17 protein-coding genes, 1 tRNA gene and 1 pseudogene are annotated in these 23,890 nt (G+C 62.2%); 12 read left to right on the plus strand and 7 right to left on the minus strand.

The window, feature by feature from the left end; translation table 11 throughout:
* Positions 1-8: 8 nt before the first annotated feature.
* Positions 9-1,028, minus strand: a pseudogene (locus P0D84_RS49040) (ESPR domain-containing protein); the annotation flags it as partial.
* Positions 1,029-1,558: 530 nt separating this feature from the next.
* Between P0D84_RS49040 and P0D84_RS06945 the strand changes: the two are divergent.
* From P0D84_RS06945 to P0D84_RS06960, 4 genes are all read left to right on the plus strand, one after another.
* On the plus strand, positions 1,559-2,578 hold the full coding sequence (locus P0D84_RS06945; RefSeq protein WP_408334014.1) for a YVTN family beta-propeller repeat protein: 1,020 nt from the start codon (positions 1,559-1,561) through the stop codon (positions 2,576-2,578).
* Positions 2,579-2,609: 31 nt separating this feature from the next.
* On the plus strand, positions 2,610-3,608 hold the full coding sequence (locus P0D84_RS06950) for a sterol desaturase family protein (protein WP_408334017.1): 999 nt from the start codon (positions 2,610-2,612) through the stop codon (positions 3,606-3,608).
* 277 nt (positions 3,609-3,885) lie between these two features.
* A complete protein-coding gene (locus P0D84_RS06955) occupies positions 3,886-4,716 on the plus strand; it encodes an EI24 domain-containing protein (protein ID WP_408334020.1) in 831 nt (276 codons plus the stop codon).
* A 30-nt stretch (positions 4,717-4,746) separates the two neighbouring features.
* Positions 4,747-5,583 (plus strand): competence/damage-inducible protein A, encoded by an 837-nt coding sequence (locus P0D84_RS06960; protein ID WP_408334023.1) that lies wholly within the window; start codon positions 4,747-4,749, stop codon positions 5,581-5,583.
* Between the two features lie 88 nt (positions 5,584-5,671).
* On the opposite strand, the gene P0D84_RS06965 is transcribed toward P0D84_RS06960, so the two are convergent.
* Positions 5,672-6,136 (minus strand): rhodanese-like domain-containing protein, encoded by a 465-nt coding sequence (locus P0D84_RS06965; RefSeq protein WP_408334026.1) that lies wholly within the window; start codon positions 6,134-6,136, stop codon positions 5,672-5,674.
* 439 nt (positions 6,137-6,575) lie between these two features.
* Between P0D84_RS06965 and glnA the strand changes: the two genes are divergently transcribed.
* From glnA to P0D84_RS06985, 4 genes are all read left to right on the plus strand, one after another.
* Entirely contained in the window at positions 6,576-7,991 is a 1,416-nt protein-coding gene (gene glnA / locus P0D84_RS06970; RefSeq protein ID WP_408334029.1) for a type I glutamate--ammonia ligase, read from the plus strand.
* A gap of 212 nt (positions 7,992-8,203) precedes the next feature.
* Positions 8,204-9,346, plus strand: a complete 1,143-nt coding sequence (gene glnL, locus P0D84_RS06975; RefSeq protein ID WP_408334032.1) for a nitrogen regulation protein NR(II) — start codon at positions 8,204-8,206, stop codon at positions 9,344-9,346.
* Between the two features lie 147 nt (positions 9,347-9,493).
* A complete protein-coding gene (ntrC, locus tag P0D84_RS06980; RefSeq protein ID WP_408334035.1) occupies positions 9,494-11,011 on the plus strand; it encodes a nitrogen regulation protein NR(I) in 1,518 nt (505 codons plus the stop codon).
* 186 nt (positions 11,012-11,197) lie between these two features.
* A complete protein-coding gene (locus P0D84_RS06985; RefSeq protein ID WP_408334038.1) occupies positions 11,198-13,474 on the plus strand; it encodes a prolyl oligopeptidase family serine peptidase in 2,277 nt (758 codons plus the stop codon).
* Positions 13,475-13,491: 17 nt separating this feature from the next.
* Here P0D84_RS06985 and xth read toward each other — a convergent pair whose 3' ends face one another.
* Positions 13,492-14,268 (minus strand): exodeoxyribonuclease III, encoded by a 777-nt coding sequence (gene xth, locus P0D84_RS06990; protein WP_408334041.1) that lies wholly within the window; start codon positions 14,266-14,268, stop codon positions 13,492-13,494.
* A 248-nt stretch (positions 14,269-14,516) separates the two neighbouring features.
* Between xth and P0D84_RS06995 the strand changes: the two genes are divergently transcribed.
* Positions 14,517-14,804, plus strand: a complete 288-nt coding sequence (locus P0D84_RS06995) for a hypothetical protein (protein WP_179732908.1) — start codon at positions 14,517-14,519, stop codon at positions 14,802-14,804.
* 113 nt (positions 14,805-14,917) lie between these two features.
* Positions 14,918-14,994: transfer RNA gene (locus P0D84_RS07000), tRNA-Met, on the plus strand.
* Positions 14,995-15,114: 120 nt separating this feature from the next.
* Here the strand turns inward: P0D84_RS07000 and P0D84_RS07005 are convergent.
* On the minus strand, positions 15,115-15,813 hold the full coding sequence (locus P0D84_RS07005) for an aspartate/glutamate racemase family protein (RefSeq protein WP_408334045.1): 699 nt from the start codon (positions 15,811-15,813) through the stop codon (positions 15,115-15,117).
* Positions 15,814-16,217: 404 nt separating this feature from the next.
* On the opposite strand from P0D84_RS07005, the gene P0D84_RS07010 reads away from it, so the two are divergent.
* Positions 16,218-17,519 (plus strand): amidohydrolase family protein, encoded by a 1,302-nt coding sequence (locus P0D84_RS07010; protein ID WP_408334047.1) that lies wholly within the window; start codon positions 16,218-16,220, stop codon positions 17,517-17,519.
* Between the two features lie 238 nt (positions 17,520-17,757).
* On the opposite strand, the gene P0D84_RS07015 is transcribed toward P0D84_RS07010, so the two are convergent.
* The gene (locus P0D84_RS07015; protein ID WP_408334050.1) at positions 17,758-19,866 is read right to left on the minus strand and encodes a M3 family metallopeptidase; all 2,109 of its coding nucleotides are present in this window, start codon (positions 19,864-19,866) and stop codon (positions 17,758-17,760) included.
* A 248-nt stretch (positions 19,867-20,114) separates the two neighbouring features.
* Between P0D84_RS07015 and P0D84_RS07020 the strand changes: the two genes are divergently transcribed.
* Positions 20,115-21,230 carry an acyltransferase family protein gene (locus P0D84_RS07020; RefSeq protein ID WP_408334054.1) on the plus strand — a complete coding sequence of 372 codons (1,116 nt, stop codon included), beginning with the start codon at positions 20,115-20,117 and terminating at the stop codon, positions 21,228-21,230.
* A 248-nt stretch (positions 21,231-21,478) separates the two neighbouring features.
* On the opposite strand, the gene folD is transcribed toward P0D84_RS07020, so the two are convergent.
* Together folD and P0D84_RS07030 are read right to left on the minus strand one after the other, a co-directional pair.
* A complete protein-coding gene (gene folD, locus P0D84_RS07025; protein ID WP_408334057.1) occupies positions 21,479-22,339 on the minus strand; it encodes a bifunctional methylenetetrahydrofolate dehydrogenase/methenyltetrahydrofolate cyclohydrolase FolD in 861 nt (286 codons plus the stop codon).
* Positions 22,340-22,928: 589 nt separating this feature from the next.
* On the minus strand, positions 22,929-23,870 hold the full coding sequence (locus P0D84_RS07030) for a DUF2950 domain-containing protein (protein ID WP_408334059.1): 942 nt from the start codon (positions 23,868-23,870) through the stop codon (positions 22,929-22,931).
* Positions 23,871-23,890: the final 20 nt, after the last annotated feature.

Genomic DNA, 23,890 nt, shown 5'->3' on the forward strand with positions numbered 1-23,890 from the left:
CCGGTGCCGTTGTTCGCGGTATAGGTGGCGCTGGTATCACCCGCGATGGCAAAAAGCTGCGCACCGTTGACGGCGTCCGTGCTAGTGGCTGAAACCGCACCTTGGTGCAGGTTCGTGATCGTGGTGCCACCCGTCGCGCCACCGTCCGTTGATGCTGGGCCGGCGAGCGTGACGCTGCTCCTGTCGGCGGGCGTTGCGTCGTATTGAACGCTATTGGCGGTCGCCGCCGTGATCTTGCTATCGACAGCCTTGAGCTGGCTGACATTGACCGCGTCGGTGTCAGCCGCGCCGGCTGCGACGTTGGTGACACGTCGTTCGTTGCCGGTTGAGCCGACCGATACTTCACCGTGGGCCGTGAGGCCGCCGATAGCCGAATCTGCAGAGCCGAACTTTTCTCCCGCCGCGGTCAGATCGGCCGTGGTGGTGGATTTTGCGCCTAAAGCGACGCTACTCGCGGCGGTTGCCGTGGCGCCCGAACCGATAGCGACGCTGTCAGTTGCCGCTTTTGTAACGGATGCATTTGCGCCGAACGAGACGCTGTTGGATGCCGCTGCCTTTCCCTGGAACCCGATTGCAACCGAGTCAGCGCCGGTTGCTGCAGTGTTGGAGCCAAGCGCAATGGCCTCGTTATTCAGTGCACGGGCGGAATTGCCAATCGCTATCGAATCGAGGGCGGCGGCTGTAGCGGTGGGGCCGGCCGCAATGGCATTCATGCCATCGACCGCGAGGGCGTCGTCCGAACCATCGGCTAGTCCGCTGACGCCGAAATAATGATCGGCGGACGCCGTATCCGCATAGGCCGCGGAGCCGCTCCCTGCCAGCGCGGCCCCCGCCAACAGGACTTGCGCAATCACCAGCTTGCCCGAGGCACGCTTTGTCTTCGCCCGCGCCGTTTCCGACGTGGCCACCCACGTTCCCGTCGCTTCGCACCAAACCGATTTGTAGATCTTATTCATACCTCTGAAACTCCGCGGAATTACGAGCGTGGACGGTGCGTGAAAGCATGCTGATTCGGATAAAGGCGTCATCACCCAGATTTGTCGCGCACAAATAGAACATGTCGATCGCGGTAATTCCGTCGTTCGTTTTCCTGTCCTGCTGAATTATTCGCGCGTCCGAATCGCCTGCGTCACGACATTGAGTCCACTGGATTAAGTGCATGGGCGATGATCGGCGGGATTGTCAGACCTGGTGGGGCAGAGGCGGAATAAGAAAATTCCTAAATGGTTGAAAGAAAATAATCAGTTGTTATTAAATTTGAATAAGTGTTTTTTATTTGTTGAAAATAAAGAATAGTCTTGTTTTATCTTATGTAAAAATAAAAAGTTTAAGAATGTAATAATTTATCGCGTTAGAATTTATTGGCTTGGAGTCAGATCGGCTGCCGACTTTCTTACGCAAAACCGACGCGAGTCACGTAACTCACCGGAAACCGCTGACAGAGCGCGCTGCCGGTTCTGTCGCGCCCCTGTTTTTCGTAGCGTCAACCGGTATCCACATCAACCGCGGGCCCTGGCAAACGTTCTACAATGACGTTTGTTCTCCGAAGTGAGTTTTCATGCGTAAATTTTTTCTTCGCGGCTTGACTGCCACGTTCGCCGCAGCAACGGCACTGATCGCCGCCGCAGGCGTTTTTTCTCCGGCGGCCCACGCCAACAACGTGATCGTGCTCAATTCCGGGGAAGCCACGCTGAGCCTGATCGACGAGACCACCCGCCAGGTCGTCGGCACGGTGCCCACGGGCAAGGAACCGCATCACCTGATGGCCACGCCGGACAATTCGTCGCTGATCGTCGCCAATTCGGTGTCCAACAACCTGATGTTCGTCGATCCGAAGTCGGGCCAGGTGCAGCGCTGGGTCGAAAACATCGAGGATCCTTACCAGATCGGCTTTTCGCCCGACCGTAAGTGGCTTGTCACCACCGGGCTGCGCCTGGACCGTCTCGACATCTATCATTACGACGGCCAGAAGAACCAGATGACGCTGGCCTCGCGTCTGCCGCTCGCGGTGATGCCGAGCCACATGGCGTTCACCAATGACAGCAAGACGGTTTTCGTCACGCTGCAGGTGTCGGGTGAGCTGGCCGCGATCGATCTGGCCACGCAAACGGTCAAGTGGAAGATGAAGGTCGGCAAGGTGCCGGCTGGCCTGTGGATGACACCGGGCGAGAAGTACCTGCTGATCGGCATGACCGGGGCCGATTACGTCGCGGTGGTCGACTGGCGCAACCAGAAAATCGTCAAGACGATCCAGACAGGCAAGGGCGCGCACAACTTCCGCTCGCTGGCTGACGGCAAGCATGTGGCGGTGTCGAACCGTATGGCGAGCACGATCAGCATCATCGACGAAGACACGCTCACCAATGTCGGCGACATCACCGGTTTGATGCCAGGGCCGGACGACATGGAACTTTCCGCGGACAAACGCTATCTTTGGGTTACCTTCCGCTTCGCGAAGCACGTCGGCATCATCGACCTGAACACGCGTAAGCTGATCCAGACCATTGCCGTCGGCCGTTCGCCGCACGGTATCTATTTCTTCAATCGCGCGCCGATCACGGCGCCGAACGGCGCTTGATGCTGTAATAAGGAAGTAACGGGCCCGCACCATGTTCCATCTGATTTTTTCTTCTCTCGACAGCTTCGTCTCGGCGGTGCAGACGTTGCTGTACGTCGACGTGGTGCAGCCGCTGCTGTTCCGCTTCGATCTGATGGGCTACGACGAAGATACCTACGACAGCCTGTATTGGGTGATCGTCGGCGTCTTCGAGGTGCTGGCAATGTACGCGGTCCTGCGCCCGCTCGAGGCGCTCCGCCCGGTGGAGCAGTGGGAAAACCGCAAGGCAGTGCGCGTCGACGTGATTTACACGTGGATCGTCAAGCTCGGTATTCTCAACCTGTTCTTCTTTTTCGCGCTACAGCCGTTCTTCGACAACGTGCAGGCCTGGCTGCGGCTGCACAACATCGCGAATTTCGAATTCGACAATCTGTGGCCGGGCGTCACCACGCAGCCGCTCGTCACGTTCGTGATGTATCTGCTGGTGCTCGATTTTGCCGGTTACTGGTACCACCGCTGGGAACATCGAATCGGCGTGTGGTGGGAATTGCACGCGGTGCATCACAGCCAGCAGCAGATGTCGCTGTGGTCCGACGACCGTAACCATCTGCTCGACGATCTGCTGCAAGCGTCGTTCTTCGCGGTGATCGCGCTGGTGATCGGCGTGCCGCCGTCGCAATTCGTCGTACTGGTGGCAATCACGAACCTGGCGCAGAGCGTGCAGCACGCGAATATTCGGCTGTATTTCGGCTGGCTCGGCGAGCGCCTGCTGGTCAGTCCGACTTTCCATCGCCGTCACCATGCCATCCGCTACGCCCACGAAGGGCTGAAATATGGCTGCAACTTCGGCGTGCTGTTTCCCTGGTGGGACATGCTGTTCCGCAGCGTGTCCTGGAGCCGTGAAATGGAGCCGACCGGCATCCAGGATCAACTCGAAGGCCGCCGCTATGGCGACGGTTTCTGGGCACAGCACTGGCTCGCTTTTGTGCGCATCGCCGGGCGTCTTTCGCCGAAGCGTCGCGCCGAGGGCAGCGACGCCGCCCCGATTTGAATATTCTTCCCCGCACGCCGCCGGTTTGCCCGGCGGCGCGTCACGTGGTTTATCCTGTCCACGTTTGAGCGCACGTTCCAGGTTCATTTTCCGGTCCGCATTCCGGTCGGCGTTCAGATCCGGGCGACGGGCATCCGGACGCCGAGCATCCGGGCGACGGGCATCCCGGCGCTGTACTGGCGGTTGCCGGACATCCGGGCGCCGGGCCTCCGGTTGCCGGACGCGTTGCCGTTTCGTCGCGCTTATTCCATCGTTTCGTTCACCGTCCCTGGCTCGCATGAATGATCTGTTGCGCTCGTTTGGACGCGCGCTCACAAGCGCGCTCCACCCGCGCATGCTCTGGCTGACCTTCCTGCCGTTTCTGGCGGCAACGCTGGGGTGGGGCGTGATCCTGTGGTTTTCCTGGCAGACGCTGATCGGCGCGACTCGCACGTGGCTCGAAAGCTGGTCGTTCACGGTCACGCTTTATCATCTGTTCGACTGGCTCGGTTTTTCGGCGCTGCACGTGGCGATCGCGCCATTTATCGTGATTGCGATGGCGATTCCGTTGATCGTCGTCACGGTCTTGCTGTTGATCGCCACGCTGTCGATGCCAGCCGTGATCCGCTTTCTGTCGGCCCGGCAATTTTCTGGCCTCGAAATGCGTCGCGGCGGAACGTGGTACGGTAGCCTCGGTCAGGCGTTGTGGACCACGCTGATCTGTCTCGTGCTGCTGATCGTCACGCTGCCGCTCTGGCTGGTGCCACCGTTCTTCGCGCTGATTCCGCCGCTCCTGTGGGGCTGGTTGACGTATCGGGTGATGAGTTACGACGCGCTCGCGCTGCATGCCACGCGTGACGAGCGGCGCGCGCTGGTGCGGCGCTTCCGGCTGCCGCTCCTGTTGATCGGCATTGCGAGCGGACTGCTGGGCTCGCTGCCTACGCTGTTGTGGGCGTCGTCGGTATGGATGATCGTGCTGTTCCCAGTGATCACCGCGGTGACCATCTGGATCTACGCGTTCATCCTCGTGTTTTCGGCGCTGTGGTTCGGCTACTACTGTTTGCGCGCGCTGCAACGCATGCGTGCGGAAGAGCACGGCCCGCGGCACGCGGCGCCGGTTCCTTACTGATGAATTACTGATTAAGCGAAAGAGGCAGCAATGGCATTTGGCGTCATCATCATCGGCGATGAAATCCTGTCGGGCAGACGCATCGACAAGCATCTGCCGAAGGTCATCGAATTGCTGGGCGCGCGCGGGTTGTCGCTCGGCTGGGCGGAATATATCGGCGACGATCCGGAGCGCATCACGGCAACGCTGCGACGCACGTTCGCCTCGGGCGACATCGTGTTTTCCACGGGCGGCATCGGCGCCACGCCGGATGATCACACCCGCCAGTGCGCGGCAGCCGCGCTCGGCGTGCCGCTCGAGCTGCATCCCGAGGCCGCGAAGCTGATTCAGGAGCGCATCCGCGATATGCATCCGGCGAACTCGGCCGTGCCGCTCGATCTCGAAACGCCTGAGAACCGGCATCGTCTGAATATGGGCACGTATCCGCAGGGCGCGGCCATTATTCCCAACGGCTACAACAAGATTCCGGGCTTCTCGATCAAACAGCACTACTTCGTGCCGGGCTTCCCGGTGATGGCGTGGCCGATGATCGAATGGGTGCTGGATACGCACTATGCGCATCTGCATCACGCGATGCCGCACGCGGAAAAATCACTGCTGGTGTTCGAACTGCCGGAGTCGCGCCTTACGCCGTTGATGGAAAAGATCGAACACGACTTTCCCGGCGTGCGGGTGTTCAGCCTGCCGAGCGTGGGCGATGCGGAGCGCGGCGGCGTCTATGCGCGGCATCACATCGATCTCGGTGTGAAGGGCGAGCCGGAAGCAGTGGCGGCGGCCTTCGTGAAGCTGCGCGAAGGTGTGCATCTGCTGGGCGGCGATATCGTTGAACCCGAGGTGGCCGCGGCTGCGGCAAAACCGCGCGGTTGATCTGCGGTTGCTTCGAGGCGGGCGTGGCAATACGCGCCCGCAGCTACCGCTGAAGCGGGCCGTGACGATCAAGCCAACTGCTCGGCAATCAGGCGCCGATCCACGGCAATCCGCGAAAGCACCAGCCCGACACCGTCTTCCGATGCCCCTGGCCGTCTTTATCGCCTTCGAACCCTTCCAGCAGGTCGTACGCCTTGGTAAAGCCGGCCTGCGTGGCAGCGATCGCCGCGAGCTTCGAGCGCGCGGCGCTGCGGCACAAGAACAGCACCGGCGTATCGGGCGAGCCCACCTGGCTCAGTTGTTGGAGGAATTCCTGGTTCGGCACGGCGCCCGGGTAGCGGGTCCATTCCACATGGGCATATTGCCCGTCGCCGATAACCGGCCGGCCGACCCAATCGAGTTCCGCACGGGTGCGCACGTCGACGAGACGCGTGCGCGGATCGAGTTGCAGCAGTTCGAACGCCTCGGCGGGCGACACCGCGCCGGCGTAGGGCAACTGGTTCTCGGTACGGCGCTTATCCGCCTGGGCGTACAACTGTTCGAGCGTGCTCATGAGCGCGAATCTCCTTCGGACCAAATGACCATTCTAGCGCGCCGCGTGTGTCGCGCATGCGCCTCACTGAGACGGATGGTTCGCGCGGGAACAACGAGGACGATCGCTCTGAAATGGTGCATATTTTTACGTATGCACCAGAATGGCGGTGCTTGTTGTCCCCGTTTCTGTGAATGCACGAATCTGGTGCTGTGGAGGGCGCGGAGATTTCGGGGCTGGATGCGGTGCGGTGCGCCCATTCCCCGCAAATGCGCGCGCATTGTGGTTTTGCGCCTGCTTGGCGCATACATGGCACAGAAGATGCTTTATTGGTGCCGATCGATTTGTCCAGCAGGCTTTTATGTTCCCCTCAACGATCCAGGGGTGGACGCGCCGGGACGGGTCAGCTAGATTGGGCGGCGGCTGAATCCGCCGAATTCGTTAATCAGGAGAAAAGGTTATGAGTAAATCCGTGGCCGACGTCGTTCAACTCGTCAAAGACGAGGACGTCAAGTTTGTCGACTTTCGTTTCACCGACACGCGCGGCAAAGAGCAACACGTTTCGGTGCCGGTGTCGGCATTCGATGAAGACAAGTTCGAAAGCGGCCATGCGTTTGACGGTTCGTCGATTGCCGGCTGGAAGGGCATCGAAGCATCGGACATGTTGCTGATCCCGGACGCAAACACGGCCTTCATCGACCCGTTCTATGAAGAATCGACCCTCGTGTTGACCTGCGACGTCGTCGAACCGGCTGACGGCAAGGGCTACGAACGCGACCCGCGTTCGCTCGCCAAGCGCGCTGAAGCGTACCTGAAGAGCACGGGCCTTGGCGACACGGCCTTCTTCGGTCCGGAGCCGGAATTCTTCATTTTCGACTCGATCAAGTGGGGCACGGATCAGTCGGGCACGTTCGTCAAGATCGGTTCGGAAGAAGCACCGTGGTCGTCGTCGATGGACTTCGAAGGCGGCAACACCGGCCACCGTCCGGGCACGAAGGGCGGCTACTTCCCGGTCGCTCCGGTCGACACGTTCCAGGACATCCGTTCGGAAATGTGTCTGCTGCTCGAACAGATCGGCATCCCGGTCGAAGTGCATCACCACGAAGTCGCAGGCCAGGGCCAGAACGAAATCGGCACGAAGTTCTCGACGCTGGTGCAGCGCGCCGACTGGCTGCAGCAAATGAAGTACATCATCCACAACGTCGCGCACACGTACGGCAAGACGGCAACGTTCATGCCGAAGCCGGTGGTTGGCGATAACGGTTCGGGCATGCACGTTCACCAGTCGATCTGGAAAGACGGCACGAACCTGTTCGCAGGCAACGGTTACGCAGGTCTGTCGGAATTCGCGTTGTTCTACATCGGCGGCATCATCAAGCATGCTCGTGCGCTGAACGCCATCACGAACCCGTCGACGAACTCGTACAAGCGCCTCGTGCCGCACTTCGAAGCACCGGTGAAGCTGGCTTACTCGGCTCGCAACCGTTCGGCATCGATCCGTATTCCGCACGTGTCGAACCCGAAGGGCCGCCGTATCGAAACGCGTTTCCCGGATCCGATGACGAATCCGTACCTGTGCTTCTCCGCGCTGATGATGGCGGGTCTGGACGGCGTGCAGAACAAGATTCACCCGGGCGAAGCTGCCGACAAGAACCTGTACGACCTGCCGCCGGAAGAGGATGCAAAGATCCCGACCGTGTGTGCCGGCCTCGACCAGGCGCTCGACGCACTCGACGCAGATCGTGAGTTCCTGACGCGCGGTGGCGTGTTCACGGATTCGATGCTCGACGCGTACATCGAACTGAAGACGGGCGAGCTGCAACGCTATCGTCAGTCGGTGCACCCGATCGAATTCGAAATGTACTACTCGCTGTAAGCGGCAATGACGCTTCGCCCTTCAAACGGCGAAGCGCTTGCCCGACGCTCGCGATCGGTCACGAAGGGACGGCGGCGCCGTCCCTTTTTTGTTGGACCCGAATGAGTCCCACTCATGACGTTTGCGGCGTAAGGGCAAGAAGCAGGGCAATGAAGCAGGACAATAAGCGGTACACCTGATTTATCACCATCTCCTATCGGCCAGACTGCAAGATGGTTCTGAAGAATCTGATGAAGGCAAGAAAAGGGCACGTGCAGACGTTGTCGGACGACGTTCAGCTAGTGGGTTCCGGTTTGCTGCCGGGCTTCGAGGCATTGCCGACGGTTGTGCTGGTGCTCGAAAAGCGCACGCTGCGCGTCGCGTTTGCGAACCCGTCGGCGGAATCGATGCTGGAGCTCTCGCGAAAGCAACTCACGCAGATGGCGTGGCCGGACATTTTCTCGAATGCGGACGAATTGGTCGCGACCATTGCCGCGATCGCCGCTCACCGGTTTCACGCAACGCATCTGGACGCCATACTCGAACGTCCAGGCCACGAGCCGCTGCATGTGCATGCGATCGTCGGTTTTCTGGAAAGCGCGCAAGACTATGTGCTGCTCGAACTGTTCGAGAACGAGCGGCATTTACGCACCGACCGCGAGGAGCGCATCAATGACCTCACGGCCGTCAACAAACAACTGATTCGCAATCTCGCGCATGAGATCAAGAACCCGCTCGGCGGGATTCGCGGCGCGGCGCAATTGCTCGAGTTCGAACTCGGCGAGCGCCAGCGCGACGAGTTGCGCGAGTACACGCAGGTCATCATCAAGGAATCGGACCGGCTGCAAACGCTGGTTGATCGCTTGCTCGAGCCACACCGTCATCCGCATATCGTCGGCGACGTGAATATTCACGAAGTCTGTGAACGTGTGCGCCAGGTGATCCTCGCGGAGTTTCCGCGTGGCCTCACGATCGAGCGCGATTACGACGTGAGTGTGCCGGACCTGCGCGGCGACAAGGAACAACTGATCCAGGCGCTGCTGAACATCGTGCGCAACGCTGCCGAAGCCTTGCGCGAACGCATTTCGCAAGGCGACGCGCGCATCGAATTGCGCACGCGTATTGCGCGCAAGATCACCGTGTCGAAACGCTTATGTAAGCTGGCACTGGACTTGCGTATCACTGATAACGGCCCGGGCATTCCCGAGGAAATCCGTGACCGCATTTTCTATCCGCTCGTGTCGGGGCGTGAAGACGGCAGCGGTCTCGGATTGACGCTTGCGCAGACTTTCGTGCAACAGCACGACGGCCTGATCGAAGTGGAAAGCCGGCCGGGCCACACCGAGTTTCAGATTCTGCTGCCGCTCGACTGCTAACACTGAATGCACCGTGAGAAAACGCCGGGCCGCCCTAAGTTTTTCGCCTCGCAGGAAGTTCCCTTGTGGGATCACTCCCCTCGGGGGGGCTGGTGCGAAGCGACAGGTTGGGGGCGTTTTCCCTCTCAAGACTTCTGACCGACCTATATGAAGCCGATCTGGATAGTAGACGACGATCAATCGATTCGCTGGGTGCTTGAAAAAGCGCTCGCTCGCGAAAACTTCGCGACACGCAGCTTTGCGAACGTGCGCGAGGCTTCCGCGGCGCTCGATCACGAGAGCCCTCAGGTGCTGGTGTCCGACATCAGGATGCCCGGCGGCTCCGGCCTTGAATTGCTGCAAACCGTTCGCGACAGGGTGCCGGGCTTGCCCGTCATCATCATGACGGCGTTCTCCGATCTGGATAGTGCGGTCGCCGCGTTCCAGGGCGGCGCGTTCGAGTACCTCGCCAAACCGTTCGACGTCGACAAGGCGGTCGAACTGATCCGGCGCGCGGTCGACGAAAGCATGCGCGGCGAACAGACGTGGGACGACCGCGTCGCCGATGCACCGGAAATGCTCGGCCAGGCGCCGGCGATGCAGGACATGTTTCGCGCGATCGGCCGGCTGTCGCATTCCGCGGCCACCGTGCTCATTACCGGCGAATCAGGCACCGGAAAGGAACTGGTCGCGCGTGCGTTGCACCGACATAGCCCACGCGCGAACGGTCCCTTCATCGCGCTGAATACGGCGGCGATTCCGAAAGATCTGTTGGAATCCGAATTATTCGGTCATGAGCGCGGTGCATTTACCGGCGCGCAGGCCATGCGCCAGGGACGCTTCGAACAGGCCGAGAACGGCACGCTGTTTCTCGATGAAATCGGCGATATGCCGTTCGATTTGCAGACGCGTTTGTTGCGTGTGTTGTCGGACGGCCAGTTCTATCGCGTTGGCGGCCACAATCCGTTGCGCGCGAATGTGCGCGTCATTGCAGCGACGCACCAGAACCTCGAATCGCGTGTGCGTCAGGGTCTGTTCCGCGAGGACTTGTATCACCGGCTCAATGTGATTCGCTTGCGCTTGCCGGCTCTGCGCGAGCGCAGCGAAGACATTCCGCTGCTCACGCGCCACTTCCTGCAAAAGAGTGCGCGCGATCTGGGTGTGGAGTCGAAGCGCGTGTCCGAAGAGGCGCTGGCTTATCTGGCATCGCTGCCATTTCCGGGCAACGTGCGGCAACTGGAGAATCTCGCCAATTGGCTCACGGTGATGGCGCCCGCGCAGACCATCGAGATCAAGGACTTGCCGCCCGATCTGGGGCCCACGCAAGCAGGCGTGACCGATCTCTCGAACGGTGGCAATGGCGTGATCGGCACAGGTGAGGCGGGCCTCGCCGGCGGTGCGCCGATCAACGGTACCAGCGCGGCCACGCACCCGGCTACCGCTGCCGGCATGCCGGCAGCGACCACCTTGAGCGCCTGGGAAGGCGGCTTGCGTACCGAAGTCGCGCGGATGTTGCGTGAGAATGCTGCCGACGTCATGGACGAACTCGCGCGCCGCTTCGAAGCGGCGGTGATTCGCGAGGCGCTGGATTTCACACGCGGACGCAAGGTGGAGGCGGCCGAGCGGCTCGGCATCGGTCGCAATACGATTACGCGCAAGATTCAGGAACTCAATCTCGAGCCGTAAGGTTGGCGGGGTGGCTTGCCAGCCGCCCCGGCAGTTTCACTCGTTGGGCCGCCGGTTGGGCAGGTCTCCCAGACAGCCCCGTAAACCGCCCGGTCGGCTACTCTTTCGCTGTTCCCGCGCGTAGCGTCAAAGGCCCTCGGCCTCACGCAAGGCATAATCAACGCTGTTTTCATTCGACAGCTGACGATGCCCGCTTCTCCCGCTCCTTTCTTCTGGCCGCTTTCCCCCGATCCCTTTCTGTCGCTCGAAGTGCTCGACGACCCCGGCGCGCTCGCGTGGGTCGAAGCGCAAAACGCCCGCACGCGCGCCGCGTGGGGCAGCAGCGCCGAATTCGAGTCGCTCAGGCAGCGGCTTGCCGACGCTTATCTGCCGCGCGAGCGTCCGGTCATTCCGGATCGCTGGAAGGAGTGGGCCTATGATTTGTGGCAGGACGAACGCAATCCCAAAGGCATCTGGCGGCGTACCACGTGGGCAGCCTGGCGCAGCGGTGCGTCTGTCTGGCAGAACCTGCTCGATTTCGACGCGCTCGGTGCTGCCGAAGGCACGCCGTGGGTTTGCGTCGAGCTCGACATTCTTTATCCGGACGGCGACCGTGCGCTGATCACGCTGTCGCCGGGCGGCTCGGATGCGCTCGTGGTGCGCGAGTTCGACATCGACGCGCAACGTTTTGTCGACGATGGTTTCGTGATTGCGAAGGCAGGCAAGCACACCGCTTCGTGGATCGATCGGAATACGCTTTATGTCGGCTGGGACAACGGCCGCAAGACGCTGACGCGCTCCGGCTATCCGCGCGAAGTGCGGCGCTGGACGCGCGGCACTGCGCTGGCCGAGGCGCCGGTGGTCTTCAAGGGCGCGTTCGGCGATATCGGCGTGGAGGCGCACTACGATCCGGTCGAGCGGCGCCACACAGTGGTGAGCAGCGTCGATTTCTTCGATTCGCATACGTATTACCTCGATAGTGCCGATGTTGATGCGGGCGACGCGGCTAATCGCGCGAGCGCTGCCAACAGCGCCAACAACGCCAGCAACGCCAGCAACGCCAGCAACGCCAGCAACGCCAGCAACGCCAGCAACGCCAACAGCGCCAACAGCGCCAACAGCGCCAGCAACGCCAACAGCGCCAATGCCTGGCAACAGTACGACGTACCGTCATACGTCGCGGTCGGCGGCTGGCAGGGTTGGCTGCTGCTCGAGCCGCGCCTCGACTGGGATTGCAACGGTGTGCGCTATCCAGGCGGCGCGTTGCTGGCGATCCGCGAAGCTGCATTGTTGCGTGGTGAGCGTGACGTGGTGCCGCTCTTCACGCCGACATCGCAAACCTCCGCCTGCGAGTGGACCCACACGCGCAATCATCTGATCGTGTCGTATCTGGAAGATGTGCGGAGCAAGACTTCGCTGTGGACTCCGTCGCAAACGGCTGATCAAGCGTGGCATTGGCATCAACGCGTCTTTCCGTCGCGTGATGACCAAGAAGCCGACGTCTCGCCCGTCGAGCCGACGCTGAACGACGAAGTGTTCGTCGATACCGACGATTATTTGCAGCCGCCTGCATACTGGCTAACCGATCTGGCTCAGGATGACCTGACCGATTGGGCGTTACTCGACCGCTGGCCGACTCAGTTCGACGCGACGCCGTTCGTCGTGACGCGTGCGCACGCGGTGTCCGCGGACGGCACGCGGGTGCCGTACACCGTGATCGGACCGCGGGATGCGCAACACGCGGTAGAGGGGTTGCAAACGCACAACCAAACGCACAACCAAACCCGCCCATGCCTGCTCAACGGATACGGCGGTTTCGCGATTCCATTGCTGCCGAGCTACCTGACTGGGCCGGGCATCGGCTGGCTGGAACGGGGCGGCGTGTATGTGGTGGCGCATATCCGCGGCGGCGGCGAGTTCGGCACTGAGTGGCACACGGCGGCGCAGGGTGAGCATCGGCAGCGCGCGTTCGACGATTTCATCGCGGTGGCCGAGGCGCTCATCAGCACAGGCGTGACCCGTGCCGCGCAGCTCGGCATTCAGGGCGGCAGCAATGGCGGCCTGCTGGTCGCGGCGTGCATGGTGCAGCGGCCTGAGTTGTTCGGCGCCGTGGTCTGCGAGGTGCCGCTGCTCGACATGCGTCGCTATCACCTGCTGCACGCGGGCGCGTCATGGATCGATGAATACGGCGATCCGGACGAGCCCGACGAAGCGCGTGTGCTGGCTGCCTACTCGCCCTATCACCGTGTGAGTGCTGACGTGGCGTATCCGCCCGTGCTGTTCACCACATCGACAGCCGACGATCGCGTGCACCCCGGACACGCGCGCAAGATGGCCGCGCGCATGCAGGCACTGGGCGCGCAAAGTGTCTGGTATCGGGAGAACACGGAAGGAGGCCACGGCGGCTCCGATGAACTGGAGCAGGCCGAGCATGATGCGATGGTGTTTGAATTCTTGTGGCGCTGCTTGAACGGGGCGGCGTAGCCTCTTTCGTCACGCGTTCAGCCGATCTGCGCGACAACTGGCGCATGGTCCGACGGTTGATCCCATTTGCGCGGGACCTTGTCGATATCGCAAGACGAGCACTCGTCGGCCAGCGCCTTCGACAGCAGAATGTGATCGATGCGCAGCCCCGCATTGCGGCGGAACGCCATCATCCGGTAGTCCCACCACGAATAGATTTTTTCCGGCTGCTCGAACTGACGGAATGCATCGAGCAGCCCGAGGCCGATCAGCTGCACGAATGCGGCGCGCTCTTCGGGCGACACCAGATTCTGGCCTTCCCATGCTTTCGGATCGTGTACGTCGCGATCTTCCGGTGCGATGTTGTAGTCGCCGAGCAATGCGAGCTTCGGGTAGAGCGCCATTTCGCGCGCGATCCAGTCGTGCAGCGCAGCAAGCCAGCGCAGTTTGTAGGCGAACTTGTCGGTGCCCGGCGCCTGGCCGTTGGGGAAGTACGCGGAGATGATGCGCACGCCGTCGACCGTCGCGGCAATCACGCGTTGCTGCGGATCCTCGAAGCCGGGGATATTGCGCACGATGGTGCTCGGGTCGACGTTCAGGCCGTCACGCACCAGAATGCCGACGCCGTTGTAGGTTTTCTGGCCCGCGAACCAGCTCCGGTAGCCTTTCTCTTCGAGTGCGGCACGGGGGAATTTGTCGTCGGTCAGCTTCAATTCCTGCAGACACAGCACGTCGGTCTGGCTGGTGCCGAGCCAGTCGATCACATGCTGCTCGCGTACTTTGAGGGAGTTGACGTTCCAGGTGGCGATTTTCATGAAGTTCTCACATTCTTGTGCACAGTCTTTGAAGGGCGTTGCCCCTCGTTTTTGCTCTATTGCTTTATCTGCCCGTCTGCGACCCAGTTCCGGGTTGGCACGATCGGGCTTATGCCGATAGCCCCGCATCTTATCGCGCGAGGCACGCGACAGTGAAAGTCGCCGCGCCCGCCATGAAAAATAAAAGCCCGATGCTGTCATGCCGCGGCGTATAGTGGGATCACATTTACGCGCATCGGGGATGGTCCATGGCTCAACTTTATCCAGCCCTTTATAAGGACTTCGAAGTGCATCCGCTGGTGTTTTCACGCCAGTTCGACAAGTTCGACGGCCACAAGCGCCATGCCGAAGGTTACGACGTGGCGGTACGCGTCTGCCGGCCGGGCGCGATCAGCGGCTCGAAGGCAAGCCGCGTATTTCGTCTCGTGCTGACGTCCACGTTCTCTGATTTCGGCGTCGCCAAGCGCAGCGCAAGCCAGTACGGCGCGGACATCATCGACGGCAAGGTGGACGGCGCGACGGTCGAGGATCTTTGAGTTGCTTGCTCATTGCTGCAGGAGCGAGGAAACGTGCTGCGCACCTCGTTTGAAAGTATTTCATTCAATTGTTTGACGGCTTGCTGACGACCCGCTATAATTTTTTTCTCTGACGCGGGGTGGAGCAGTCTGGCAGCTCGTCGGGCTCATAACCCGAAGGTCGTAGGTTCAAATCCTACCCCCGCAACCAAGCATTGTTGAAAGCCCGCTAGCGCAAGCTAGCGGGCTTTTTGACTTCTGGCCTCTCTTCTCATGCGCGCCCGGACGAAGCAATCGGGCCGCGCCACGCAGCCGCCACGCACGCTTGCATTCAGTCCGAATCGATCGCCCATTGCACCGCCGCCTGCGCATGCAACGCAGTCGTGTCGAACACGGGTAACGCCGAGTTTTCCGGCTTGATCAGCAAGGTGATTTCCGTGCAGCCGAGAATCACCGCTTGCGCGCCACGCGCGGCGAGTCCTTCGATTACATGTTGGTACACCGCACGCGAAGTGTCGTTCACGTTGCCGTGGCACAGTTCGTCGTAGATGATGCGGTGCACATCCGCGCGTTCGGCTTCATCGGGAACCAGCGTCTCGAGGCCGTAGCGCTCGCGCAAGCGGCCCGTGTAGAAAGTCTGTTCCATCGTGTAGCGCGTGCCGAGCAAGCCCACCCGCTCGATTCCCGCGGCGCACAGCGCGTTGCCAGTGGGGTCCGCGATGTGCAGGAACGGCACCTCGATCGCCCGTTCGATCGATTCATACACGCGATGCATCGTGTTGGTCGCCAGTATCACCAGGTCGGCGCCGCCTCGTTCGAGTTGACGGGCGGCGTCGGCCAATTGTTGGCCAAGCGCGGTCCAGTCGCCGGCGCGCTGGTTGGCCTCGATCGGCGCGAAGTCAAGGGTCAACATCAGGCTGCGGGCATTGTGGTGGCCGCCGAGGCGCGCCTTGGCGTGGCGGTTCAGGAGCTTGTAGTACTCGGTGGACGATTCCCAGCTCATCCCGCCGATCACGCCGATGGTTTTCATGGTCTTGCTCCCGTTGGTGGACGATGCGGCTGGTGTGTGACGGAGGAGAATGCCAAACGCCGAGCGCCGAGCGCCGAGCGCCGAGCGCCAAACGCCAAACGCCAAACGCCAAACGCCAAACGCCAAACGCCAAACGGCAAACGGCAAACGGCAAACGGCAAACGGCAAACGGCAACCGGCAAACGGCAACCGGCAAACGGCCAACGCCAACGCCAACGCCAACGCCAAATCCCACGCATCGAACGTTCGAAAGGTCGAGTATAGGCGGACGGTCCTGCCCGCAGCCGGTACGGATGTCCCCCTGCTCACCGGTACGGCATCTAGTTAAGACAAAACCCCGCCACGCACTTTCTGGCGCCGATAGAATCGACATCATTCAAAGAGCGGTCAACAGGGAGCGATTCATGGATCTGATCATCCGCCGCGCGATGCTGTCGCCGAGCGCCACGCCGCAGAAAATGCAGCAAAAGCAGCCGGTCGACATCGGCATCGAAGCGGGCCGCATCGTGGCTGTTGAGCCGAATCTGGCCGCCAGCGCACGTGAAGAAATCGACGCCGCCGGTTCGCTCATCACACCGCCCTTCGTCGATCCGCATTTCCACATGGACGCGACGTTGTCATACGGTCTGCCGCGCGTGAACGCGTCGGGCACCTTGCTGGAGGGCATCGCGCTGTGGGGCGAACTGAAGCCGGACCTCACGCAGGAGGCGCTGGTCGAGCGCGCGCTGCAGTATTGCGATTGGGCTGTCGCGCGTGGGCTGCTGGCAATTCGCAGCCATGTGGATGTGTGTGACCCGCGCTTGCTCGCGGTCGAAGCGCTGGTCGAAGTGAAGCGCCGCGTCGCCCCGTATCTCGATCTGCAACTGGTGGCGTTTCCACAGGACGGTGTATTGCGCAGCGCCGGCGCTTTCGAGAACCTGAAGCGCTCGATCAAAATGGGCGTCGACGTGGTCGGCGGGATTCCGCATTTCGAACGCACGATGGCGGACGGCGCCCAATCGGTGCGCATGTTGTGCGAGTACGCGGCGGAGCAGGGCTTGCGCGTCGACATGCATTGCGACGAATCGGACGATCCGATGTCGCGCCATATCGAAACGCTCGCAGCCGAAACGCACCGCCTCGGTCTGCATGGGCGCGTCACCGGTTCGCACCTGACCTCGATGCATTCAATGGACAACTACTACGTCAGCAAGCTATTGCCGCTGATGCGCGAGTCGGGCGTTGCCGCGATCGCCAACCCGCTGATCAACATCACGCTGCAGGGCCGCAGCGACACGTATCCGAAGCGCCGCGGCATGACCCGCGTGCCGGAGATGATGGCGGCGGGCATCAACGTCGCGTTCGGTCACGATTGCGTGATGGACCCGTGGTACAGCCTCGGCTCCGGCGACATGCTCGAAGTCGCGCATATGGGTCTGCATGTTGCGCAGATGACGGGTGTCGACGGCATGCATGCGTGCTTCGACGCGGTCACCGTGAATGCCGCGCGTATTCTCGGCCTGGAAGGCTACGGCATCGCGCCGGGAAGCGCCGCCAATCTGGTGCTGCTGGACGCCCGCGATCCGGTCGAAGCGATCCGCTTGCGCGCTGCGCGGCTCGCGGTGGTGAGTCGCGGCAAGGTGGTGAGCCGTGCGCCTGCTGCGCGCGCGGCGTTGTCGCTGGAAGGGCGGCCTGCAGAGGTAGATTTCAAACTGCATCGCGGCTAGCCGCAGCGCGCCCGCCACCGGCGACACAGGCGCCACAGGCGATACACGCGATACACGCGATACACGCGATACACGCGATACACGTGATACACGTGACACAGGCGCCACACGCGCCACACGCGCCACACGCGCCACACGCGCGATTAGCAAAAGCCGGTGCTTGCTCACGCAAGTCACCGGCTTTTTTATCGGCGACGGCGCTCTCTACAGCGCCGACAGATGCTTCAACGACGCAAGATCAATGCGCCGCGCCAGGCGTCATGCCGTTGTGCCGCAACAAGGCGTCGATATTCGGCTCGCGGCCACGGAAGGCCTTGAACGATTCCATCGCGGGACGGCTGCCGCCCACCTCCAGAATCTCCTTGCGATACCGCATGCCGGTCGCCTGATCGAGCACGCTGCCACTCGCGGCTTGCGCGGCTTCTTCGAACGCGGCGTAGGCGTCGGCGGACAGCACTTCTGCCCACTTGTAGCTGTAGTAACCCGCCGCGTAGCCGCCCGCGAAGATGTGGCTGAACGTATTCGGCCAACGCGAGAACGAAGCTTGCGGCACCACGTGGAAACGCTCGTTGATCTCGCTCGCGAGTTCGGTCGCGTTCTTCGTGCCGGACGCGTCGAAACCGGTGTGCAGTTGCATGTCGAACATCGAGAACACGATCTGGCGCAATGTGCCGAGACCGCTCTGGAAGTTCTTCGCGGCGAGCATCTTGTCGAACAGATCGCGCGGCAGCGGCCTGGCGGTTTCGACGTGCGAAGTCATGTCGCTCAGCACGTCCCACTCCCAGCAGAAGTTTTCCATGAATTGCGACGGCAGTTCGACCGCGTCCCACTCGACGCCGTTGATACCCGACACGCCCAGTTCGTCGACACGCGTGAGCATGTGATGCAGCCCGTGGCCGAACTCGTGGAACAGCGTGATCACTTCATCGTGCGTGAAGCAGGCGGGTTTGCCGCCCACCGGCGCCGAGAAGTTGCAGGTCAGATACGCGACCGGCGTTTGCACGCTGCCGTGCGTGTGCTTGTGACGGCCACGCGCGTCGTCCATCCATGCGCCGCCGCGTTTGCCTTCGCGTGCATACAGGTCGAGATAGAACTGGGCGACGAGGCCGCCGTCCTGATTCTCGACGCGGAAAAAGCGCACGTCCGGATGCCACACGGCCGCTTCGTCGCGACGGATGCGCACGCCGAACAGCGTCTCCGTGACCTTGAAGAGGCCCTTGAATACCGCGTCTTCCGGGAAGTACTGTTTGACTTCGTTCTCCGAGAACGAATAACGCTTCTGGCGCAAACGCTCAGCGGCGAACGTCATGTCCCACGGTTGCAGCTCACTCATGCCGAGTTCGTTCGCGGCGAATTCGCGCAGTTCCTTCCAGTCCTGTTCGGCATGCGGACGCGCGCGCGTGGCGAGGTCTTCGAGGAAGGCCATCACCTGCGCCGGCGACTCCGCCATTTTCGGCGCGAGCGAGACCTCGGCGAAGTTGTTGTAGCCGAGCATGTGCGCTTCTTCCGCGCGCAGCTTCAACTGATCGGCGAGCACCTGAGTGTTGTCCCATTCCGGCTTGCCCTTGCCGTATTGCGAGCCGAGTTCGGAGGCACGTGTTACATACGCGCGGTACATGGCTTCGCGCATTGCGCGATTTTCCGAGTACTGCATCACCGGGAAATACGACGGGAAGTGCAGCGTGAATTTGTAGCCGGTCTTGCCTTCGCGTTCGGCCGCTTCCTTCGCGGCTTCGATCACATCTTCGGGCAGGCCGGCCAGTTGTGCTTCAGCGCCGGCTTCGACGAGATACGCGAATGCGTTCGTCGCATCGAGCACGTGGTCTGAAAATGCTTTCGACAAGCTCGCCTGGCGTTCCTGCAATTCGGCGAAATGCGGCTTCTGGTCTTCCGGCAATTCCGCGCCCGACAGGCGGAAGTCGCGCAGCGCATTGCCAAGGATCTTCTTGCGCTCGCCCGTGAGCGAAGCGAAATCGCTGCTGGCGTTCAGTGCCTTGTACTTTTCGTACAGCGCGAGGTTCTGGCCCACGCTCGACCAGAATTCGGTGACGCGCGGCAGATTCTCGCCGTACACGGCCCGCAGTTCCGGCGTATCGGCCACGGCGTTCAGATGGCCGACCACGCTCCAGGCGCGCGACAACGGTTCGGTGGCGCGCTCGACCGGTTCGACCACATCGGCCCACGAAGCGGGCGTGATGGGCTGGGCGGCGCGCTCGACGGCGGCGGCCGCATCGGCGAGCAGGATATCGAGGGCGGGCGTGACGTGTTCGGGGCGGATGTCGCCAAAGCGCGGCAGGTCGGAAAAATCGAGGAGCGGATTGTCGTGAGTCGAGGGGGTAGTGGACATAAGGCTTCCTGTCTGACGCGGGTGAACGGGTAATCGGTGCATCGACGGGCGCGCGCGACGCCGCCGGTAACACCTCATATAGGCATTATTGGGGCAGGGCGCGCCGATTCCAATCCGTCGGCAGACAAATTATCAGATGTCGCGCGACTGTGCGCGGGCTCTGTGCGAAAGCGAACGGTGCGAATTGCTGCTGTGCCGCATTCTGGCGTATCGCTACCCGTCGGCGACGTTTTCTGTAAGAGGTGTCGATGAACCCGCTTTCGCACGCTCTATCGCGCAACGGCAACAACTTCGATCTGGTGCGGCTTCTTGCCGCCGTCGCCGTGGTGTATGGCCATTCGTATCTGCTGCAAGCACCCGACGGCACGACGGATTGGGTCCAGAACGCGCTCGGTTTCGACGGTTTCGGCGCACTCGGCGTCTATGCGTTTTTTCTGATGAGCGGCATGTTGGTGACCGCGAGTTTCGACCGGCAACGCTCGGTGCCGCGTTTCGTCGCGTTGCGCATTGCGCGCCTGTGGCCGGCAGTGGCGGGCGGTTCGCTGGTGACCGTGTTTATCCTCGGGCCGCTATTTACGACGCTGCCGCTGCGCGACTATTTCGCCTCGGGCGCGACGTGGGGCAACCTCGACAACTTTTCCACCATTGTGCTGAAAACGGGCTGGGCGCTGCCTGGCGTATTCGAGCACAACCGCTTTGCCGTCGACGTCTGCGCGCCGCTGTGGACCTTGCCGCTCGAAGTGCGCTGTTATCTGATCGTGATGGTGACCGGCATGCTGGGGCTGCTCTCCAGCGCGCGCGGCGTGGCGCTGGCGGTCGTGCTCGGATGCGCTGCGTTCGTTTTCCGCGTGCATCTGCCGCATCTGCAGATCGGGCTGCGTGACTTCAGCGAAACGCCCGGCGGTTATTCGTTCTGGCCGGAGCCATTTTTCTTGCTGGGGATGCTGCTGTACGGATGGCGCGAGCGGGTTGACATCAACGGCCTGGCGGCGCTCGCGCTGGCGATGGTATTTCTGGTGTTCCGCGACACGGCCGGCGCTCAGCCGCTGTTCTATCTGGCTTTCGTTTACGGCGTGCTGTGGGTGGGCACGACGCCGCTGTTGCGGCGTTTCGTGCCGCGTCACGATTACTCGTATGGGATTTATCTGTACGGCTTTATGGTGCAGCAATGCGTCGCCAATGTCGCGCCGCACTTGAGCCATGTGGTCGCAGTGCTGATCGCCGCGCCGTTCATTCTGCTGTGCGCGGCGCTGTCGTGGCACTTTGTGGAGCGGCCGGTGCTGAAGTGGTGCCGGCGGCGTCTGGCGCGGTCGCAAACGCCGCTCGGCGCAGGGATGGCGGCTGGGGATCAGGCGATGCGCTGAGTGGTGGACCGGCACAAGGGGTGGCGCCGGGCATGCAACACGTGAACCGGGCATGGAACGCGTGAGCCGGTAACAGATAATGCCGACGAGGATCGACGCCTGGTATCGACGCCGATGAACGATGCAGGAATGAAAGCGGGGAATCCACGCCAGGCGTTGCTGGCGGGATGCGGGCTCGAATTCGGCGCGGTACCCGCGGCCTTGCATGCCGGCGAAAAGGTTCGCCGGCACGGTTGCACCCTTCAGCCTTACGCGTTTGCCGCCGCTTCGCGCTCGGCGGCTTCGATCGTGTTGACGAGCAGCATGGTGATGGTCATCGGACCGACGCCGCCCGGCACCGGCGTGATATAGCCGGCCACTTCCTTGACGCCCGCGAAATCGACGTCGCCGCACAACTTGCCGGCTTCGTCGCGATTCATGCCGACGTCGATCACGGCGGCACCCGGCTTCACCATGTCCGCCGTGAGAATGTTGCGCAGACCGGTGGCGGCGACCACCACGTCGGCGTTACGCGTATGGGCGGCCAGGTCGCGCGTCTTGCTATGGCAGATCGTGACGGTCGCGCCTGCTTCGAGCAGCAGCAGCGCCATCGGCTTGCCGACGATGTTCGAGCGGCCGATCACCACCGCATTCGCGCCTTGCAGCGGAATTTCATAGGCCGCCAGCATCTTCATCACGCCGTACGGCGTGCACGGGCGGAACAGGGGCCGGCCGGTCATCAGTGCACCGGCGTTGGCGACGTGAAAACCGTCCACATCCTTTTCCGGCGCGATGGCTTCGATCACCTTGTGGCTGTCGATATGCTTCGGCAGCGGCAGTTGCACCAGAATGCCGTGGATGCGCGGGTCGCGGTTCAGTTCGTCGATGCGGGCCAGCAGATCGGCTTCCGGCAGATCGGCCGGATAGCGGTCGAACGAGGAACCGAGTCCGTTGTCGTGGCACGCCTTGACCTTGTTGCGCACATAGACTTCGCTGGCCGGATTGGCGCCGACCAGCACCACGGCGAGGCCCGGCTGATGGCCGCGAGCGGTGAGGGCGGCGGCACGCGTGGCGACGTCGGCGCGCAGGGTCTTGGAAAGGGCTAGGCCGTCGATCAGTTTGGCAGTCATGGTCGGTCGAGATGGGCAGATTGGAAAGCGGAGGAGGCGCAGGCGCGCGGCACCTGCGAAGGCGCTTTTCATCGAAAACGGGTCGGCACGTGAAAAGCGCGCGGCGCGGATCAGGGATAAGCAGCGCTGCAAAGTCCGACATTATACCGGCCCGGCAGGGCGTGCCGTGTCTGGATTCCGGGTGGCGCGGTGCGTGCCGGCGTTGAGGGCTAAGGGCTGTGGGCGGCTAGACGTGGTTGGTGTCCGTGCGTGTCAGCGTGGATGTCGGCTCGGATGCCTGTGCTGAGCGATGTGGAGACGCTAGCGTCGTGGGTGGCCAGGCGTATCAGAGGGGATGCCAGTGCTGAGTGCTCTGGCCGGGCTAGATGGGATTGGCGGAGGTGCGTGCCAGCATGGACGTCAACATGCACGCCGGTGTTGGGGCGGTGGCGGGTCTGGACGTAGCGGGCGGCGGTGCGGCCTGAGATGGACGCCCGCACGTATTGCGGCGCTGAAGATTGGCCTGGCGCCAGCGTCGATACCGGCGCTGGATCTCAGTGTGGATCGGCCGCGGACGGCTTATGCGCCGCCGCGGCCATCGAAGCGAACGCTACTGTTGCACCGGCTGCCAGCTATCGTCCGGGTCGAACGATTTAATAGCGGCCGCCGCGCGCGCGGTCTGCGGCCCGAGGTTCTTCTGATAGACCTGACCGTCCCGATTAACGATAAAGCTCATCACCCCAGTCTTGCCATATTCCGCCGGCGAGGCGATCAGACCGACCCCTTTGGTCAGCACACCGTTCTCAACGTAGTTCTGCGCGCCGCCCTTCGCACGGGGACCTTGCGCCGTCAGGATCCGGTAGTGATAGCCGTGATAGGCCTCTTTCGGCAGGGTGCCGTTGGGCATGGTGGCGGCGAGCGGTCCGAGCGGGCTTTGCGTTTCGCCGGGCGCCGTCGCCCAGTACAGGCCGTCATGCTGGCCTTGCGTACTGACGAAGCGCTGCGCGTAGTGCTGCGTCAGGTTGTGATAATCGTTTTGCGCGTCGAGGTAGGCGAGCGAAGTCTGGATCGCTGCATCTTCATTGCGGCCGATACGGCGCGTCAGCATTTCGTCCCGTGCGGCCGACGGATCGAAGCGCCAGCCGTGCGCGGCCTGTACGAGCGGAATCGGCAAGGTCCAGCCACTGTCGCCGACAGCCAGATGCGCGGTCGCGCGGCCCTTGCTCTTCACTGGATCCTGGACGATCTGATGCCCTTTAGACCATGCGCCGAGGAACTGGTAGATGTCGTCCTCGCCGATTCCTTCAGCAGGAATGAAGCGATGAAAATCGTTGCCGAGCACGTGTTTGAGCGCGCCTTCGTCGCTGCGGGCCAAGGCGTCGACGAACGCATTGGCGGCGTCGTCGGCGCTGGGATAGACCGCCTGCGCATGTGCGGCGGTCGTGCCGAGCAACAGTACCGGCGCGACCAGCAGGGTGCCGGTCGTGCCGAGGGCGGCGGCAAATGTCAGAACGTGGGCGCGCAAGGCGCCGCGTGGGAATATGCGAATCATCAGAGACTCCTCTTGATCGT

The organism is Paraburkholderia sp. RL17-337-BIB-A, assembly GCF_046025895.1.
In the GTDB taxonomy this organism is placed as follows: Bacteria; Pseudomonadota; Gammaproteobacteria; order Burkholderiales; family Burkholderiaceae; genus Paraburkholderia; species Paraburkholderia fungorum_C.

What these genes read in the sequence shown, in the direction of transcription:
- P0D84_RS06945 (WP_408334014.1), top strand. Translation starts at nt 1,559, where the DNA reads ATGCGTAAATTTTTTCTTCGCGGCTTGACTGCCACGTTCGCCGCAGCA.
- P0D84_RS06950 (WP_408334017.1), top strand. Translation starts at nt 2,610, where the DNA reads ATGTTCCATCTGATTTTTTCTTCTCTCGACAGCTTCGTCTCGGCGGTG.
- P0D84_RS06955 (WP_408334020.1), top strand. Translation starts at nt 3,886, where the DNA reads ATGAATGATCTGTTGCGCTCGTTTGGACGCGCGCTCACAAGCGCGCTC.
- P0D84_RS06960 (WP_408334023.1), top strand. Translation starts at nt 4,747, where the DNA reads ATGGCATTTGGCGTCATCATCATCGGCGATGAAATCCTGTCGGGCAGA.
- P0D84_RS06965 (WP_408334026.1), bottom strand. Translation starts at nt 6,136, where the DNA reads ATGAGCACGCTCGAACAGTTGTACGCCCAGGCGGATAAGCGCCGTACC.
- glnA (WP_408334029.1), top strand. Translation starts at nt 6,576, where the DNA reads ATGAGTAAATCCGTGGCCGACGTCGTTCAACTCGTCAAAGACGAGGAC.
- glnL (WP_408334032.1), top strand. Translation starts at nt 8,204, where the DNA reads ATGGTTCTGAAGAATCTGATGAAGGCAAGAAAAGGGCACGTGCAGACG.
- ntrC (WP_408334035.1), top strand. Translation starts at nt 9,494, where the DNA reads ATGAAGCCGATCTGGATAGTAGACGACGATCAATCGATTCGCTGGGTG.
- P0D84_RS06985 (WP_408334038.1), top strand. Translation starts at nt 11,198, where the DNA reads ATGCCCGCTTCTCCCGCTCCTTTCTTCTGGCCGCTTTCCCCCGATCCC.
- xth (WP_408334041.1), bottom strand. Translation starts at nt 14,268, where the DNA reads ATGAAAATCGCCACCTGGAACGTCAACTCCCTCAAAGTACGCGAGCAG.
- P0D84_RS06995 (WP_179732908.1), top strand. Translation starts at nt 14,517, where the DNA reads ATGGCTCAACTTTATCCAGCCCTTTATAAGGACTTCGAAGTGCATCCG.
- P0D84_RS07005 (WP_408334045.1), bottom strand. Translation starts at nt 15,813, where the DNA reads ATGAAAACCATCGGCGTGATCGGCGGGATGAGCTGGGAATCGTCCACC.
- P0D84_RS07010 (WP_408334047.1), top strand. Translation starts at nt 16,218, where the DNA reads ATGGATCTGATCATCCGCCGCGCGATGCTGTCGCCGAGCGCCACGCCG.
- P0D84_RS07015 (WP_408334050.1), bottom strand. Translation starts at nt 19,866, where the DNA reads ATGTCCACTACCCCCTCGACTCACGACAATCCGCTCCTCGATTTTTCC.
- P0D84_RS07020 (WP_408334054.1), top strand. Translation starts at nt 20,115, where the DNA reads ATGAACCCGCTTTCGCACGCTCTATCGCGCAACGGCAACAACTTCGAT.
- folD (WP_408334057.1), bottom strand. Translation starts at nt 22,339, where the DNA reads ATGACTGCCAAACTGATCGACGGCCTAGCCCTTTCCAAGACCCTGCGC.
- P0D84_RS07030 (WP_408334059.1), bottom strand. Translation starts at nt 23,870, where the DNA reads ATGATTCGCATATTCCCACGCGGCGCCTTGCGCGCCCACGTTCTGACA.